We start from the raw sequence: 16,650 nt of genomic DNA on the forward strand, positions 1-16,650 counted from the left end.
GGTGGCGCGGGACGGGCGTCTCGGCGTCGGCATCATCGGCGCGGGACGTGTCGGTCCGGTGATCGGTGCGGCGCTCGGCGGAGCGGGGCACGCGGTGATCGGGATCACGAGCGGGTCCGATGACGAGCGCGCTTCGGCCGTGCTGCCGGATGTGCCCGTGCTCGACGCGCTGGAGGTCGTGCGTCGAGCCGAGCTCGTGGTCATCGCGGTTCCCTCCGAGCAGCTGCCGTCGCTGGTCGCCGGCATCGCCGAGGTCGGGGGCTGGCAGATCGGGCAGCTCGTGCTGCACACCGATCCCGCGTACGGCATCGACGTGCTGCGGCCGGCCGCCGAGCGCGGCGCGATCCCGCTCGCCGTGCACCCCGCCATCACGTTCACGGGGACCTCGATCGACCTGCGTCAACTGCAGGCGGGGTTCGCCGCGGTGACGGCTCCCGCCGCGGTGCTGCCGATCGCCCAGGCGCTCGCGGTGGAGATCGGATGCGAGCCGGTCGTGATCGCGGAGGCAGACCGACCGGCCTACGCGGATGCGATCGCGACGGCCACCGAGTTCTCGCGATCGATCATCGGCCAGTCGACGGCCCGGTTGCGCGAGCTCGGCGTGGAGAACCCGGGCGGCTACCTGTCGGCGCTGGTGCAGTCGACGGTCGAGCGTGCGCTGCGCGAAGCATCCGACGCCCCGCCACTGATCTGACGGTGCCGGCGGCTCATCGTCCGCCCGAGAACCCTCCGCCTCCGCCACCACCGGAGAACCCGCCGCCGAACGACCCGCCGGCACTCGACGAGCCGCCGGCTGATGGTGCGGAGTAAGTCGCCGCAGATTGCGAGGACGCCATGAACGACGCCAGCTGAATGCGAAGGGCGAACGAGGTCGGGTCGCCGATCCAGGACGCTCCTCGCTGCTCGTGCGCGTAGGCACGTTCGAGCACGTCGCCCCACTCGTCCTCCATGCCGAAGAGGATCGCGTAGGGGAGGAGCCGTTCGTACACGTGGATGACGTCCGCCGTGCCGTCCTGTCGGCGCTCAGCACCGCTGTAGGACTGCAGCATACGGAGGCGGTCGGCATCCGCGACGCGGATGAACTCTTTCACCCCCTGCAGATACTCGGAGGCGCGCGCTCCTTCGGCCGTGAGGACAGTGTGCTTCGAGAACGCGTACACGCTCGACAGGAATACGAGGAAGGCCACGAACGACATCACGACGAGCGCGGGGATCGCGGAGAGGCGGCCGCTGGTGGCTGCCCAGATCCCCAGGCCCAATCCGATCAGCGCCACGCCGATCGCGCACCACTGCAGGAGCACAGCGCCACGGCTGCGCGCCCTCTCGGTGAAGCCGCGGGATGCCGCTGCGGTCGTTCCACTCTCCTGCAGCGCGGTCATGCGGGCGGCGAATGCTTCATCGGCGGCGGGCAGCTCCACCACTCCGGCCGAGTCGGCGTCGAGGAACAGTGCGTCCAGTGCCTCCGCATCCAGCTCGTCCGGTGCCGCCACCCCCGGGAGGCGGCGCAGGCGCGGCTCTTCCGCCTCCACGCCTTCTTCGATGCGCAGAGTTCCCCGTACGGCGAGGTGCACGATCTCTGCGGGGATCACGTCCTTCGCGCCGGTGATGGCCTTCGCCGCGATGAGCGGGGGCAGGGAATCCGGCACGTCGTACTGGGCCACGACGATACCGGTGGCCACCCGTCGCCGGCGAGCGAACGCCCAGACGGCGAGCCAGCTGCCGACCGACAATCCCGCAGCGCCCGCGGCCGCGACGAAGGGGGCGACGTCGCCCACCGGGTCAGGTGTGCGTGCGAGGGGCTGCGCGACCGTGCCCGGCTCGAACCCGATGGCCACGGTGACCCCGTCGCCGGCGGGCCGCTCTCCGGACTCGACACGGAACGTCGCTGCGTCACCGTCGGTGGTCGGCCCCTGCAGATCGCACTCGTCGGTCGATCCCGGTGGCCCCGTGTAGCAGCGCGTGGATCCCGTGAGCGCGGCCGCCAGCTCGGGATCGAGCACGATGTCGGTGCGGAACCGCTCGATGGGCTGCGTGCTGTCGAGCGGCAGGAGGTTCCAGTAGAACTCGTCCACTGCCGGCGTCGAAGACCCTGCGGCCGGCTTCGTCGCAAGAACCGTGTCGCGCATCTCGTACTCGATCACGTATGTGGTGAGGCCGTGCACGTAGGTGTCGTCGTCGCCGGTGAGCACGTACAGCAGCCCGTCCTCCTCGTCGGTCTCGTACGGCACCTCCTGACCGTCGTCATCGGTCACGGAAAGCACCCGCGTCTCGGTGCTCGCCCCCTCGTACGAGGTCGCGAGCCCGCGGACGATGCCGAGATTCTGGTCCGTCTCGGGGAAGCGGGCTACCAAGGTCTCGGTCACGTGCATCCGCGCGCGGCCCTCCTCGTCGAGCCCCACCTCGTACACGGCATCCCACGATGCATACGAGAAGTCGCCCACGTCGCCTGGCTCCGCGGCGCGTACCTGCGGTGCGAGTCCAGGTCCGTCGACGGCAGTGGCTGCGGCGGGAGCGGCGATCGCAGCGACCGCGAGCGAGAGGACGGCGAACGCGCGGAGGATCCGTGGAAGGGCCATTCTTCGAGGCTACCCAGCATGCGCCCTGAGCCGGCACGCCGCCTCGGTAAACTGGGAGGGACTTCCAAGGAGCCCCCCACATGACTGACGCGTCTGCCGCGCCCGAATCGGCCTCGACCGAACCTTCTCTCGAAGAGGACGTTCATGAGCAGAAGGCCGTGCGCCTCGCCAAGCGTGAGCGCCTGATCGAGAAGCGCACGGATGCCGGTGGGGGAGCGTTCCCGGTCGGCGTGCCGGTCACGCACACGATTCCCGCGCTGCGCGCCGAGTACGGCGAGCTCGAGGCGGGCGCCGAGACGGGTGTCGTCGTCGGTGTCGCGGGTCGCGTCGTGTTCAGCCGCAACACGGGCAAGCTCTGCTTCGCCACCCTGCAGGCCGGTGACGGCTCGCGCATCCAGGCGATGATCTCTCTCGCGAACGTCGGCGAGGAGTCGCTCGCGGACTGGAAGGAATACGTCGACCTGGGCGACCACGTCTTCGTGCATGGCGAAGTCATCTCCAGCCGCCGTGGAGAGCTGTCGGTCATGGCCGATGGCTGGGCGATCGCTTCCAAGGCGATCCTCCCGCTCCCCAATGCGTACTCCGAGCTCAGCGAGGAAGGGCGTGTGCGCAGCCGCTACCTCGACCTCATCGTCCGCGAGCAGGCGCGGACGACCGTGCGTGCCCGTGCCGCGGTGAATGCGAGCCTGCGCGCGACGTTCACGAGCCACGACTACCTCGAGGTCGAGACCCCCATGCTGCAGGTGCAGCACGGCGGCGCCTCCGCACGTCCCTTCATCACGCACTCGAACGCGTTCGACACCGAGCTGTACCTGCGCATCGCGCCCGAGCTCTACCTGAAGCGTGCGGTCGTCGGCGGTATCGAGCGTGTGTACGAGATCAACCGGAACTTCCGCAACGAGGGAGCCGACTCCACGCACAGCCCCGAGTTCGCGATGCTCGAGGCCTACCAGGCGTACGGCGACTACAGCCAGATGGCCGCGCTCACGCAGGAGCTCGTGCAGAAGGCGGCGATCGCGGTTGCCGGTTCGACGACCGTGACCTGGGCCGACGGCACCGAGTACGACCTCGGCGGGGACTGGGACCGCATCTCGATGTACGAGTCGCTCTCGGCGGCATCCGGTCGCACGGTCACACCGCAGGACTCGGTCGAGGACCTCATCGCCTTCGCCGAGGCGAACGACGTCGATCTTCCTCCGCAGGCCACCCACGGCAAGCTCGTCGAAGAGCTGTGGGAGCACTTCGTGAAGGGCGACCTGGTCCGCCCGACCTTCGTGATGGACTTCCCCGTCGACACGTCGCCCCTCGTGCGCGAGCACCGCTCGATCGCCGGCGTCGTGGAGAAGTGGGACCTGTACATCCGGGGGTTCGAGCTGGCGACCGGATACTCCGAGCTCGTCGACCCGGTGATCCAGCGGGAACGGTTCGAAGCGCAGGCCAAGCTCGCCGCGCGCGGCGATGTCGAGGCGATGCCGGTCGATGAGGAGTTCCTGCGGGCGCTCGAGCACGGCATGCCGCCGTCCGGCGGAATGGGAATGGGGATCGATCGTCTGCTGATGGCGATCACCGGCCTCGGCATCCGCGAGACGATCCTCTTCCCGCTCGTCAAGTAGTCTCCGAAGCCTGCGGTCATGCCGCCGAGCGTCGACGGAACGCCCATTCCGGAAGCATCGCGCCGGCGATCATGGTCTCCAGCAGGGCGGCCAGCGAGTATCGCGGGTCGATCTCGCGGACCAGTTCCAGATAGCGGGCGGCGTGGGTGGCTCGCCCCAGCGCCCACGACAGCCAGGCCGCCGCGGTGAGAGGTGCTGGTCGGGCCTCGCGGGGTGCCCGCGCTGCTGCCTCGCGTACGACGGACAGTGCGAGGCGGAGCCGATCGAGGTCCGGGGCGGGCCCCTGCCCCAGGAACAACCGTCCGAGCTCGTCGGGGACCATCTCGCCGGACTTCGCGAACGCGGTCTGCGCGTCGAGTGCGCGGATGCCTCCCGCGAGGTCGCTCGCCCACTGCGCGATCGCGACATCTCGGAGCAGCGGACGTTCCAGGCACCACAGCAGCGTCGCGGTCGCGTACGACGGAAGAGCATCGGGGGCCGCGAGCACCGATTCGAAGAACGCCGGCACGTCTTCGAGCAGCACGAGCGCGGCGATCAGCTGCGGATTCTCCCGTCCGGTCAGCCGGCCCTTTCCGTTGCCCTCTCCATCGAGCAGTGCCGCGAGTTCGAGTGCCGCTCTCCCCACTCGTTCTTTCTCGGCAAGATCCACCTCGGGCAGTCGAGCCCCCGCAGCCTGGTCCTCCGAGACGCCAGGCGCGGTCGGTCCCTCGGTGGGACTGCAGATCTCTGCCAGCGAGTGGAGGTCGGGGTCGCTCTCCACATAGCTCGACCACCCGGAGGGGGTCACGCAGAGCGCATCGACGACGCGGAGTCCCGCGTCCTCCGCGCAGCCGAGAAGTTCGTCGACGGCCACGGCATGGGGGAGGACGAGGCCGTCGCGGGTAGCGTGCGAAGGCTCGTCCGTGTACACGACCACGGCGACGGCATCGGTCCCCTGGACGCGGGCGACGAGGCCGACCGCAGCGTCGGCGTACAACGCGAGGTCGGTCCCGTCAGAGGGCAGATCGAGTCGCATGGCCCCGTCGGTGCGTGTGCCGCGGAAGGGCAGCAGCACGATGCTTCGACGAGGGGTGAAGCCCGCGAGAGTGGGGACGATGCCGAGGAAGGCGGCCGAATCGGTGGCGCGCAGCAGTGTTGTCATGTCGAGAGTGTTTCGGAGCAGCGATCCCTCGGGGGCGGAAAAGCCGAGTTGTGGACGCGGAACCTGAATGCGCGGCGGTGTGCACGAGGAGTGGCTCGCGTACCATGGGGTGATGGACAACTTCTGGCTCGCCGCGGCATGGTCGCTTCTGCCGACCATCGGAGTGAGCATCGTGTTCGTCTTCGTGCTCCGCGGCATCCTCCGCTTCGACCGCACGGAGCGCAAGGTCCACGCGCAGATCGAGGCGGAGGAGCGCGCGGCACGGGGCCTTCCGCCGCGCGTCTGAGTCCCACCCATCCGCTACTGTGAAGCCAGCGTGCTGACCTCGGCGCGCACCCGAGGTGATCGTCACCGCGGTGGGGAAGGTGCACGATGACCGCGGAGACCTGGGGCTGGTGGATCGCCGCCTTCCTGCTGGTGCTCGACATCGCGATCCGTGTCACGGCGATCATCGTCATCCCGCGCAATCGGCGTCCGACCGCCGCGATGGCCTGGCTCCTCGCGGTGTTCTTCATCCCGTTCGTCGGAGTCTTCCTCTTCCTGCTGATCGGAAACCCGCGCCTGCCGCGCGCACGTCGGCGCAAGCAGGACCAGATCAACGAGTACATCGCCGAGACGAGCGAGCACCTGCACTTCGGAACACTGCGCCCGAACGCTCCCGCGTGGTTCGGTCCGATCGTCCAGATGAATCAGAAGCTCGGAGCGCTGCCGCTCTCCGGTGACAACGGCGCGCACCTGATCTCCGATTACCAGGAGTCGCTCGACGAGATGGCCGAGGCCATCCGCACCGCAGAGGAATACGTGCATGTCGAGTTCTACATCCTCCAGTCGGACACGGCGACGGACAACTTCTTCCGCGCACTCGAAGAGGTGTGCGCCCGTGGCGTAGAGGTGCGGGTGCTTCTCGATCACTGGGCCAACCAGGGCAAGCCCCGGTATCGGCAGACGATCGCCCGACTCAACGCGATGGGGGCGGACTGGCACCTGATGTTGCCGGTGCAGCCACTCAAGGGCAAGATGCAGCGCCCTGATCTGCGCAATCACCGCAAGCTCCTCGTCGTCGACGGCAACATCGCGTTCCTCGGGTCGCAGAACATCACGGATTCGACATACAACCTGCCGAAGAACATCAAGCGCGGGCTGCACTGGGTCGATCTCATGGTCCGCCTCGACGGGCCGGTGGTGCTGAGCGTGAACGCGATCTTCGTCGCCGACTGGTACAGCGAGACCGACACGGTGCTCGAGGGGATCGACATCGCCCACGCGAACATCGGCTCCGGCGACCTCGACTGCCAGGTCGTGCCGTCAGGCCCCGGGTTCGAGGTCGAGAACAACCTGCGCCTCTTCCTCGGGCTGCTGTATGCCGCGAAGAAGAAGATCATGATCGTCAGCCCCTACTTCGTCCCCGACGAGGCGCTGCTGCTCGCCGTCACCGCGGCCGTCGATCGTGGCGTCCACGTCGAGCTCTTCGTCTCGGAAGAGGGCGACCAGGCGATGGTCTACCACGCCCAGCGGAGTTACTACGAGGTGCTGCTCAAGGCCGGTGTCCGCATCTGGATGTACCGCAAGCCGTACATCCTGCACACCAAGACGCTCACCATCGACGACGAGGTCGCCGTCATCGGCTCCAGCAACATGGACATGCGCTCGTTCGGTCTGAACCTCGAGGTCTCGATGCTGGTGCGCGGCGAGGAGTTCGTCACGGAGATGCGCGAGGTCGAGGACAAGTACCGCTCCCTCAGCCGTGAGCTGACACTCGAGGAGTGGATGCAGCAGCCGCTGCGCTCGACCGTGCTCGACAACCTCGCCCGCCTGACCTCCGCTCTGCAGTAGTCGTCGCAGGCCATCCGGGCTTTCCGGGGGATCTGCCCGCGGGCTACCCTGTGAGCATGACCTCTGCGCTTCGTCCCCTCGCTTCTGTCGTCGGCCTCGTCGCCGCAGCACTCCTCGTCGCGGGATGCACCGCCGGCCCCGGTTCCGACGCCCCGTCGAGTTCGCCGGCTCCGGGCACGGGAGACGTGGATGACCAGAACGACTTCGAGGGCGCCCTGCTCGACGATGGACGCATGTTCGCCGTGATCACGGTGGGCTCATCGACGTGCGTGCCGCAGGTCGATCAGGTCGCGGCCGAGGGTCAGACCGTCACCGTGACGCTCGTCGACCCCGAGGGCGAATCGCCGAAGCCGTGCACGAAGGATCTCGCTCCACGGGCGAGCCTCGGCGCACTGCCGGAGGGCGTCGACCCGAAGTCGGACATCACCCTGAACGTGACCTACGGTGACCTCACCGACGACGTCGACATCGACGGTGACCCGGCCGCCACCGGCACACCGGGAAGCACGACCGAGTTCCAGCCGTCCGCCGCTTGGCTCGACGACGACGGCCTCTTGCTGCTCACCTGGGGATCGTCGAGCTGCCTGCCGCAGATCGAGTCTCTCGAGGGCGCGGGAAACACCGGAACCGCGTACTTCGTGACCGACGAGAACCAGGTCTGCACCATGGACATGGCACCCCGAGCGACCTTGCTCGCGTTCGGGGAGGACACGGTTGACGACGACGGCACCTTCACGCTGACGCTGGTCGGCGGTGGACTCGACGGCACGGTCGAGGTCCGCTGACCTCTACGGGTAACCGTGGAGATCTTCTGGGCCACGCTCGTCTTCTTGGCCGGGATCAGCGTGATCATCGTGAACAAGCGACGCAAGCGCTGACGGGCGCCGCTCCGCCTCAGAGTATGTGAACCGGGTGGCCGGGCGGCAGCGCGAGCAGCAGCGCACCGGGGTCGGCCCAGCACGTGATGCGCACGGCGGCGCCGAACTCGTCGCCGTCGAGCTCGATCGGAATCGGAGTCGGAGCGGCGGCTTCGGCCGCGGCCCCGTGGAAGAAGTGCACCGACGCGTTCTTGCCGCGACGTTCGAGCACACGGCGCCCCGCGCGGAAGCGCCGCAGTACGGAGTTGTCCCACCAGATCTTGCGCCACACCGCGAACCAGCCGAGCATTCCGGTGGGTTGGATGACGGCGATGTCGAGGGCGGCATCCGTGATCGACGCGTCCGGGATGAGGGCGATGCCGGCCGGAAGCGTGCCGCAGTTGGCGAAGAGCAGACTGTACGCACGGTGCGAATGCAGTCGGCCCTCATCGACCTGGTACACGGCGCGGAAGGGCTTCGCGCGGGGGAGGGAGCGGGCGGCACCGTCGACGTAGGCGATCCATCCCACGGACTTCTTCAGATCAGAGCGGGTGTTCGCGATCATGTCGGCATCCAGTCCCATGCCGGCCAGAACCACGAACGCGTGCTCCTCCTCGTCGCCGTTCTCCCGGGTCAGTCGCGCCCGACCGATGTCGATCGGATGGCGGAAGTCGCCGAGCGCCGCTCGGATCATCTCACCCGGGTCGGCGAGCGGCAGGCCGAGATTGCGTGCGAGCAGGTTCCCCGTGCCACTCGGCAGGATCGCCAGGGGAACTCCGGAATTGGCGATCGCCTCCGAGACCGCGCGCACAGTGCCGTCGCCGCCGGCGACCAGTACGACATCGACGTTGCGTGCGAGCGCCTGTGCGGTCGCGCCCTGCCCGGCATCCTCGATCGTCGTCGGATAGAACGCCGGGTGATCCCATCCGGCCTCACGCGACAGATCGCGCACCGTCGCACGCAGATGCTTGCCGTCGACCTTGATCGGGTTGTAGATGAGCGCCGCCTGTCGTTGAACGGGGGCGCTGGTGGTCATGGCGCTACTCTAAACCGGGACGCGCCCGGGTCGGTCACAAACGGACCGCGCCATTCCGGTCGCGAGGACGAGGAGCATCCGGATGCACGATGGTTCCGACGACGCGACCCGCGCGGTGCTCTCCGGACTGATCACGGCGGAACCCGACCGACTCCGTCGCCGCAGCATCTCGTTGGGGGTACCCGCTGCGGATGCCGAAGACGCTGCGCAGACCTCCCTGCTGCGCGCCTGGCGCTCGGTCGCGCATCTCGAGACACCGGAACCCGGCCGCGTATGTTCCTGGCTCGACGCCATCGCGCGGAACGTCGCCATCGACCTGGCTCGGCAGCGTGCGCGCCGGCCGGAGGCCGTTCTCGACGACGACACCGCCGGCGAGCAGACGGGCGTGGATGCCGCGGTGGAGATCCGCGTGTTCCTCGACGGCGCGCTCGAGGCTCTGCATTCGCTGCCGGAGACCATCCGTGAGCCCCTGCTGCTGGCCGTCGTCGACGGTCTCTCCGCGGACGAGGTGGCAGCACGCCTCGGGATCGAGCCCGCAGCCGCGCGGCAGCGGATCTCCCGGGCGCGCAAGGCACTGCGGGCCTGCCGCGCGACGGGCATGGGTGACGGCTGAGGGAGGCCCGATCGTCGGACCTCCCCCGAGGGGTTCAGGCCGTGCCGAAGGGGTTGTCGACGGCGTACCGCCAGCCGTGCACCTCGTCGTGCACCGCGACGTCGGCCGTGGTGCCCGCGAGGGCGATCTCGGAGCCGTCGGGGCCGGTGCCGGTGATGGTCCAGTCCGCGATCGCGAGTCCGGTGCCGGCGCTCTCGAAGACGTGACGGACGCGCATCGAGATGGGCAGATTCAGTCCGAGGAACTGCTCGAGCGCGCCGCGCACGGCGGCCGTGCCCGTGACGGCAGTTCCCGGCGCCGGGACGAAGACGACGTCCGATGTGTTCAAGGCCATCAGGCCGTCGAGGTCGCGGGCGTTGAACCGGTCGGCGAACGCCAGGTTCAGCTGGTCGAGGGAGGTCACGGGGATGGTCATGGGGTTCCTTTCCTGGGTCGACCGATTGCCGACCTCTGCAGAGGAAGACGACGCAACCGCGAGCGTGTGACATCCGGATTCGCCGTCGGCACGGCACCGTAGACTTGGGAGATGATCGACCTCGCACTCCTCCGCGAAAACCCGGAGATCGTCCGCCGTTCGCAGGCTGCCCGTGGAAACGACCAGAGCACCGTCGACGTCGCACTCGAGGCCGATCGATCGCGCCGGGCCGCACTCTCCGCTTTCGAGGAGTTGCGCGCCGAGCAGAACGCGTTCGGCAAGCAGGTCGCGAAGGCTCCCAAAGACGAGAAGGCCGCCCTCGTCGCGCAGGCGAAGGACCTCGCCGAGCGCGTGAAGCAGGCGCAGCATGCGGCGAACGAGGCGGCGGAGGCGGCATCCGCAGCACTCGCCCGGATCGAGAACGTCGTCGTCGACGGCGTCCCCGCCGGCGGCGAGGCCGACTTCGTCGAACTGCGTCGGGTGGGCGAGGTGCCCGCATTCGACTTCGAGCCGCGCGACCACCTCGAGCTCGGTGAGCTCCTCGGCGCGATCGACATGGAGCGCGGAGCGAAGGTCTCCGGTGCGCGCTTCTACTTCCTGCGCGGCATCGGGGCCCGCCTCGAGATCGCCCTCATGAACCTCGCGCTCGACAAGGCCCTGCAGAACGGGTTCGTGCCTCTGATCACGCCGACCCTCGTGCGCCCCGAGATCATGCAGGGCACCGGGTTCCTCGGCGAGCACGCCGACGAGGTCTACCACCTCGACAAGGACGACGACCTGTACCTCGTCGGCACCAGCGAGGTCGCGCTCGCCGGGTACCACAAGGATGAGATCGTCGACCTCGCCGACGGCGCCCTCCGCTATGCGGGATGGTCGACCTGCTACCGCCGCGAAGCGGGTTCGCACGGCAAGGACACCCGCGGCATCATCCGGGTGCATCAGTTCAACAAGCTCGAGATGTTCGTCTACACGACCGCAGAGGAGGCCGAGGCGGAGCACCTGCGCCTCGTCGCGCTGCAGGAGGAGATGCTCACCTCCCTCGGGCTTTCCTACCGTGTGATCGATGTCGCTGCGGGCGACCTCGGCTCGAGCGCAGCACGCAAGTACGACATCGAGGCGTGGGTGCCGACGCAGGGAGCGTTCCGCGAGCTCACGTCGACGTCGAACTGCACGACCTTCCAGGCGCGCCGACTCGACGTCAGGCACCGCCCGGCCGTCGATGCGACGGATGCTGCCGCGCAGGGCTCCGCGAAGACGCAGCACGTCGCCACCCTGAACGGTACGCTCGCCACCACGCGTTGGATCGTCGCTCTGCTCGAGACGCACCAGCAGGCCGACGGATCGGTGCGTGTGCCCGAGGTGCTGCGTCCGTACCTCGGCGGCCTCGAAGTGATCCTGCCCCTCGGCGACGGGCGGGCTGCTCGATGACGGGGCACTGGCTGGTCGGCCTCGACGTCGACGGCACCATCCTGCTGCAGGACGAGACCATGAGTCCCGGTGTGCCCGAGGCCATCGCGCGCGTGCGCGATGCCGGGCACGTGGTGACCATCGCGACCGGGCGCAGCTGGATGGCCACGCGCCGCTACGTCGAGGAGCTCGGTCTGACCGCCGACTACGTCGTGTGCTCCAACGGCGCCGTGACGATGCGCCGCGACGGCGAAGACTGGGAGCGCTGGAACGTCGAGACCTTTGACCCCACTCCCGTCCTCGGGCTACTGCGCGACCGTCTTCCGGACGCCCGGTACATGGTCGAGCTCGCCTCCGGGCAGCGGCTGTTCACCGAGCAGCTCGACGACTGGACGCTCGACGGCGGACGACAGGTCGACTTCGACGAACTCGCCGCGCTGCCGGTCTCCCGCATCGTGGTCGTCTCGCCCGGTCACGACGAAGACGACTTCCACCGCCTGGTGGCGGATGCCGGCCTCAACGAGGTCTCCTACGCGATCGGGTGGACTGCGTGGCTGGACATCGCCCCGCAGGGCGTCGACAAGGGCACCGCCTTGGAGCAGGTGCGCACCGAGCTCGGGCTCGACAGTGGACGCATCCTGGTCGCCGGCGACGGGCGCAACGACATCGGCATGTTCGGGTGGGCGCGCTCCCTCGAGGGACGGGCCGTGGCGATGGGGCAGGCTCCGGACGTGGTGAAGGAAGCCGCGAGCGAGGTCACCGCCGACGTCGAGGACGGCGGGCTGGCGCAGGCGCTCGACACGCTTCCAGCGCCCGCCCAGGTCAGCGCGGGAGAATAGAACTCGGCTAGACTCACGCCTTGTCGACAGATACGTCTGTCGAGGAGGGTTGTCCGAGCGGCCGATGGAGCTGGTCTTGAAAACCAGTGGGCAGAGATGTCTCGTGGGTTCGAATCCCACACCCTCCGCATAGTGAGCACGGTGACCCCGCACCGGCGCTGAATCCGAAAGGGTCCGAGTGAGCGACAACACCCGACGCCGCCGCACCATCGCACGACATGGTCAACTCGCGACGCCGAGCCCGCTCGGACAGCTGCTGAGGTTCATCGCGATCGGTCTGGCCGTGGTGCTCGTCAGCGGGTTCGGCGTGGCGATGTACATCGCTTATGACTTCTCCAGCACCGTCGCGGCGAACGCTGTCGACCTGGACGGCCAGGAGGTCATCCCGCCGGACATCGGCGAGTACGAGAGCGGCTTCAACCTCGTCCTCACAGGTGTCGACACCTGCGAAGAGAAGTACAAGGATCTGTTCGGTGACCGGTGCACCGGGGGCGACGCCGAGGGCACACTCAATGACGTGAACCTTCTGGTGCACGTGTCGCAGGAGCCCCGCCGGATCACCGTCGTCAGCTTCCCGCGCGACCTGATGCTGCCCATCCCGGAGTGCACGGACGAAGACGGCAACGTGCACTCGGCGATGAGCAAGCAGCCTCTCAACACGGCCTACACGGACGGCGGCCTGAACTGCGTCGTCCAGACGATTTCGCAACTCACCGACCAAGAGGTCCAGTTCGCGGCATCCGTCACCTTCGGTGGCGTGATCGAGATCACCAACGCCATCGGCGGCGTCGACGTGTGCCTGGCGAACCCGATCAAGGACCGCTACACCGGTCTGGACATGGCCGCGGGAACGCACACCGTGGAGGGTCTTCAGGCGCTGCAGTTCCTTCGCACCCGACACGGTGTCGGTGATGGCAGCGACCTCGGCCGCATCGGCAACCAGCAGCAGTACATGTCGAGCCTCGCCCGCAAGATGATCAGCGGCGAGGTGCTGGGCAACGTGCCCGTCATGCTCAAGCTGGCGAACACGGCGCTGAGCAACCTCGAGGCCAGCACGTCGTTGGCGAACAACCCGATGACGCTCGTCCAGATCGCGCTCGCCGTGAAGTCGGTCCCGTTCGAGGACATCGTCTTCGTGCAGTACCCGACCGGTGCCGACTATGCCGACCCGAACAAGGTCGTGCCCAACGAGGAAGCGGCCGCGGCGCTCTGGGATGCGATCGAGGCGAACGCGCAGCTGCAGATCACCCACCAGAACAACAGCAACGACGGTGTGGTCGTGCAGGAGCCGACGGCGCCGGTCGAAGAAGCGACGCCGGATCCCTCGGCGACGCCGGACAACGTCGTGGCGCTGCCGGACTCGATCAAGGGCAATTCTGCGGCTCAGGAGACCTGCTCCAACGGCAACGTCCGCTGAGTCGAGACAGCATCAGCGCAATCCGTTTGCGCGTTCTTGCAAGAACTTGCGTACACTGACCCCATGTCGAAGCGACTCGCCGAGGTGGCGCGCAAGGTCGGAGTGAGCGAGGCCACGGTCAGCCGTGTGCTCAACGACAAGCCGGGCGTCTCGGATGCCACGCGCCAAGCGGTGCTGACGGCACTCGACGTGCTCGGCTATGAGCGCCCGACGAAGCTGCGCGGCGAGCGCGCGCGTCTGGTCGGCCTGGTGCTGCCCGAACTGCAGAACCCGATCTTCCCCGCCTTCGCCGAGATCGTCGGCGGCGCACTCACGCAGAACGGGTACACCCCGCTGCTGTGCACCCAGAACGCCGGCGGGGTGACCGAATCGGACTACGTCGACCTGCTCCTCGCGCAGCAGGTGTCCGGGGTGATCTTCCTCGGTGGTAACTACACGCAGGCGGATGCCGCCCACCAGCATTACGAGCGGCTGCGCCAGGTGAACCTGCCGACCGTGCTCGTCAACGCCCGCGTCCCCGAGCTGCAGTTCGCGACCGTCTCCACCGACGATGCGGCTGCGGCCGAGCAGGCGGTCCTGCACGTGCACCAGCTGGGGCATCGCCGCATCGGGTTGCTGCTGGGGCCGGAGGATCATGTGCCGTCGCAGCGCAAGCTCGACTCCGCGCGCCGTCTGCTCGAGAAGCTCGGAGCGCCGCTCTCGGACGACCTCATCGTGCGCGGCATGTACTCGCTCGAGTCGGGGCAGGCCGGGGCGGCGCGACTCTTCGCCGCCGGCGCCACGGCCATCGTGTGCGCGAGCGATCCGATGGCACTCGGGGCGGTGCGTGCTGCACGTCGCGCGGGGCTGTCGGTGCCGGGAGAGGTGAGCATCGTCGGGTTCGACGACTCGGCGCTGATGAGCTGCACCGAACCGCCGCTGACCACGGTGCGGCAGCCGATCGAGTCGATGGGGCGCGCGATCATCGCGCTGCTGCTCGCGCAGATCGCCGGCACCTCCCAGCCGAGCGACGAGTTGCTGTTCGAGCCCGAGCTGGTGTTGCGCGCTTCGACGGGGCCACTGGTCTGACCGACACCCGGAAGGTGCGGTCTTCTGTGCGCCTGCAAGGCATTGCAAAATTCCAATAATCTGTTTAGTTCTTGCGTGGAACGTTAGAGAAAGCTACATTCGACTCATCGCCACCGACGACGAGGAGTTCCGTGGACACCGACGTTCTGCGCACGGCCGCACCCGCACGCACGCTGACCATGCCCGCGGGCGAGGGATGGTGGCGCACTGCGGTGATCTACCAGGTGTACGTGCGCAGCTTCGCCGACGGCAACGGCGATGGGATCGGCGACCTCGCCGGCGTGCGCTCACGGCTGCCCTACCTGAAGAGCCTCGGCGTCGACGCCCTGTGGTTCACGCCGTGGTACCGGAGCCCGCTCGCCGACGGCGGCTACGACGTGCAGGACTACCGGCTCATCGATCCGCGCTTCGGCACGCTCGAGGAGGCGGAGCAGCTGATCGCCGAAGCGCTCGAGTACGGCATCCGCACCATCGTCGACATCGTGCCGAACCACATCTCCGACCGGCACGCGTGGTTCCAGCAGGCGCTGGCGGCGCAGCCGGGGAGCCCGGAGCGCGAGCGCTTCTGGTTCCATCCCGGTCGAGGCGCAGACGGCGCGGAGATGCCGACGAACTGGGTGTCGAGCTTTCAAGGCGAGACGTGGACGCGCACGCGGAACCCCGACGGCACACCGGGGGAGTGGTACCTGCACCTGTTCACGCCGCAGCAGCCCGACCTCAACTGGAACCACCCCGATGTGCGGCGCGAGCATGAAGACGTCCTGCGCTTCTGGTTCGACCGTGGTGTCGCCGGGGTGCGCATCGACTCGGCGGCCCTCCCGGTCAAGGACCCGGCGCTGCCGGACCTCCCCGCCGGCACGGCACCGGCCTCGGGGCATCCGCACATCGACCGCGACGAACTGCACGACATCTACCGCGACTGGCGTGCCGTCGCCGACGAATACGACGGCGAGCGCGTGCTCGTCGGAGAGGTCTGGCTCGACGACGCGGAGCGCTTCGCCCGTTACCTGCGCCCTGGCGAGATGCACACCGCCTTCAACTTCGGGTTCATGACGCAGCCGTGGAGCGCTCAGGCGATGCGTGACTCCATAACGCGCACCCTCGCCGAGCACGCGCCCGTCGGTGCCCCCGCGACCTGGGTGCTCTCGAATCACGACGTCACGCGGCCGGTCACCCGCTACGGGCAGGCCGATTCGTCGTTCGCGTTCGAGCGCAAGAGGTTCGGCACCCCGACGGACGCGGTTCGAGGCGCGCGTCGGGCCCGCGCGGCATCGCTGCTCGTCGCCGCGCTCCCCGGCAGTCTCTACATCTACCAGGGCGACGAGCTCGGTCTGCCCGAGGTGGAGCTGCCGCTCGACGCGATCGAGGACCCCATGCACTTCCGTTCCGGGGGTGTAGATCCGGGACGCGATGGATGCCGGGTTCCGCTGCCCTGGGCGGGGACGGCGACTCCTTACGGCTTCGGGGGCGCCCCGTGGCTTCCGCAGCCGGACGACTGGGCGACGCTCACCGTCGAGACGCAGGACGCCGACCCCGCCTCGACCCTGAACCTGTATCGCGCGGCGATCGCCCTGCGGAAGCGGATCGCGGATCTCGCCGGCAGCGCCCTGGAGTGGTTGGAGCTCGGAGCAGACATCCTCGCGTTCCGCCGCGGTGACGGCACCGTCAGCATCACGAATCTGGGTGCCGTGCCGGTGCCTCTCCCCGCGCATCACGAGGTGCTTCTCGCCAGCGCCCCGCTCGACGGTGAGCTGCCCCCGGATTCCACCGCCTGGCTCGCGCTCCGAGCCGTCCCCGGGCGCTCGTCGCGAGCGACCGACTAGCCCTGCACCACC

At 68.6% G+C, this 16,650-nt stretch carries 15 protein-coding genes and 1 tRNA gene; 12 read left to right on the forward strand and 4 right to left on the reverse strand.

Annotated elements, in window-relative coordinates:
* The first annotated feature begins 1 nt into the window (after window position 1).
* Window positions 2-694 (forward strand): DUF2520 domain-containing protein, encoded by a 693-nt coding sequence (locus tag CQ034_RS10785; RefSeq protein ID WP_029263726.1) that lies wholly within the window; start codon window positions 2-4, stop codon window positions 692-694.
* A gap of 13 nt (window positions 695-707) precedes the next feature.
* On the opposite strand, the gene CQ034_RS10790 is transcribed toward CQ034_RS10785, so the two are convergent.
* Window positions 708-2,576 (reverse strand): DUF2207 domain-containing protein, encoded by a 1,869-nt coding sequence (locus CQ034_RS10790; protein ID WP_105711038.1) that lies wholly within the window; start codon window positions 2,574-2,576, stop codon window positions 708-710.
* 80 nt (window positions 2,577-2,656) lie between these two features.
* Between CQ034_RS10790 and lysS the strand changes: the two genes are divergently transcribed.
* On the forward strand, window positions 2,657-4,189 hold the full coding sequence (lysS, locus tag CQ034_RS10795) for a lysine--tRNA ligase (protein WP_105711039.1): 1,533 nt from the start codon (window positions 2,657-2,659) through the stop codon (window positions 4,187-4,189).
* A 16-nt stretch (window positions 4,190-4,205) separates the two neighbouring features.
* On the opposite strand, the gene CQ034_RS10800 is transcribed toward lysS, so the two are convergent.
* Window positions 4,206-5,330 (reverse strand): DUF4192 family protein, encoded by a 1,125-nt coding sequence (locus CQ034_RS10800; protein WP_105711040.1) that lies wholly within the window; start codon window positions 5,328-5,330, stop codon window positions 4,206-4,208.
* 112 nt (window positions 5,331-5,442) lie between these two features.
* Between CQ034_RS10800 and CQ034_RS19575 the strand changes: the two genes are divergently transcribed.
* The 3 genes from CQ034_RS19575 to CQ034_RS10815 all read left to right on the forward strand — a co-directional run bounded on the left by CQ034_RS19575 (window position 5,443) and on the right by CQ034_RS10815 (window position 7,948).
* Entirely contained in the window at window positions 5,443-5,616 is a 174-nt protein-coding gene (locus tag CQ034_RS19575) for a hypothetical protein (protein WP_168380830.1), read from the forward strand.
* 86 nt (window positions 5,617-5,702) lie between these two features.
* Window positions 5,703-7,163: a cardiolipin synthase gene (gene cls, locus CQ034_RS10810; RefSeq protein ID WP_105711041.1), complete on the forward strand. Its 1,461-nt coding sequence runs from the start codon at window positions 5,703-5,705 to the stop codon at window positions 7,161-7,163.
* Between the two features lie 56 nt (window positions 7,164-7,219).
* Complete coding sequence (locus CQ034_RS10815) at window positions 7,220-7,948, forward strand: hypothetical protein (RefSeq protein ID WP_105711042.1); 729 nt, start codon at window positions 7,220-7,222, stop codon at window positions 7,946-7,948.
* Between the two features lie 109 nt (window positions 7,949-8,057).
* Here CQ034_RS10815 and CQ034_RS10820 read toward each other — a convergent pair whose 3' ends face one another.
* Entirely contained in the window at window positions 8,058-9,056 is a 999-nt protein-coding gene (locus tag CQ034_RS10820) for a diacylglycerol kinase family protein (RefSeq protein WP_105711043.1), read from the reverse strand.
* A gap of 82 nt (window positions 9,057-9,138) precedes the next feature.
* Here CQ034_RS10820 and CQ034_RS10825 point away from each other — a divergent pair, with 82 nt between their 5' ends.
* Complete coding sequence (locus CQ034_RS10825) at window positions 9,139-9,669, forward strand: RNA polymerase sigma factor (protein ID WP_105711044.1); 531 nt, start codon at window positions 9,139-9,141, stop codon at window positions 9,667-9,669.
* Between the two features lie 34 nt (window positions 9,670-9,703).
* Here CQ034_RS10825 and CQ034_RS10830 read toward each other — a convergent pair whose 3' ends face one another.
* Complete coding sequence (locus CQ034_RS10830; RefSeq protein WP_029263734.1) at window positions 9,704-10,084, reverse strand: nuclear transport factor 2 family protein; 381 nt, start codon at window positions 10,082-10,084, stop codon at window positions 9,704-9,706.
* Window positions 10,085-10,195: 111 nt separating this feature from the next.
* On the opposite strand from CQ034_RS10830, the gene serS reads away from it, so the two are divergent.
* The 6 genes from serS to CQ034_RS10860 all read left to right on the forward strand — a co-directional run bounded on the left by serS (window position 10,196) and on the right by CQ034_RS10860 (window position 16,638).
* Complete coding sequence (gene serS, locus CQ034_RS10835) at window positions 10,196-11,512, forward strand: serine--tRNA ligase (RefSeq protein ID WP_091035711.1); 1,317 nt, start codon at window positions 10,196-10,198, stop codon at window positions 11,510-11,512.
* Window positions 11,509-12,330, forward strand: a complete 822-nt coding sequence (locus CQ034_RS10840; RefSeq protein ID WP_105711045.1) for an HAD family hydrolase — start codon at window positions 11,509-11,511, stop codon at window positions 12,328-12,330. The genes serS and CQ034_RS10840 overlap by 4 nt, the downstream gene beginning before the upstream one ends.
* Window positions 12,331-12,373: 43 nt before the next feature.
* A tRNA-Ser gene (locus tag CQ034_RS10845) sits at window positions 12,374-12,458 on the forward strand.
* 50 nt (window positions 12,459-12,508) lie between these two features.
* On the forward strand, window positions 12,509-13,747 hold the full coding sequence (locus CQ034_RS10850; protein ID WP_105711046.1) for an LCP family protein: 1,239 nt from the start codon (window positions 12,509-12,511) through the stop codon (window positions 13,745-13,747).
* Between the two features lie 63 nt (window positions 13,748-13,810).
* On the forward strand, window positions 13,811-14,815 hold the full coding sequence (locus tag CQ034_RS10855; protein WP_105711047.1) for a LacI family DNA-binding transcriptional regulator: 1,005 nt from the start codon (window positions 13,811-13,813) through the stop codon (window positions 14,813-14,815).
* A 179-nt stretch (window positions 14,816-14,994) separates the two neighbouring features.
* Complete coding sequence (locus CQ034_RS10860) at window positions 14,995-16,638, forward strand: glycoside hydrolase family 13 protein (RefSeq protein ID WP_181156298.1); 1,644 nt, start codon at window positions 14,995-14,997, stop codon at window positions 16,636-16,638.
* Window positions 16,639-16,650 lie beyond the last annotated feature (12 nt).

The organism is Microbacterium sp. MYb45, from assembly GCF_002979655.1.
Classification (GTDB): Bacteria; Actinomycetota; Actinomycetes; order Actinomycetales; family Microbacteriaceae; genus Microbacterium.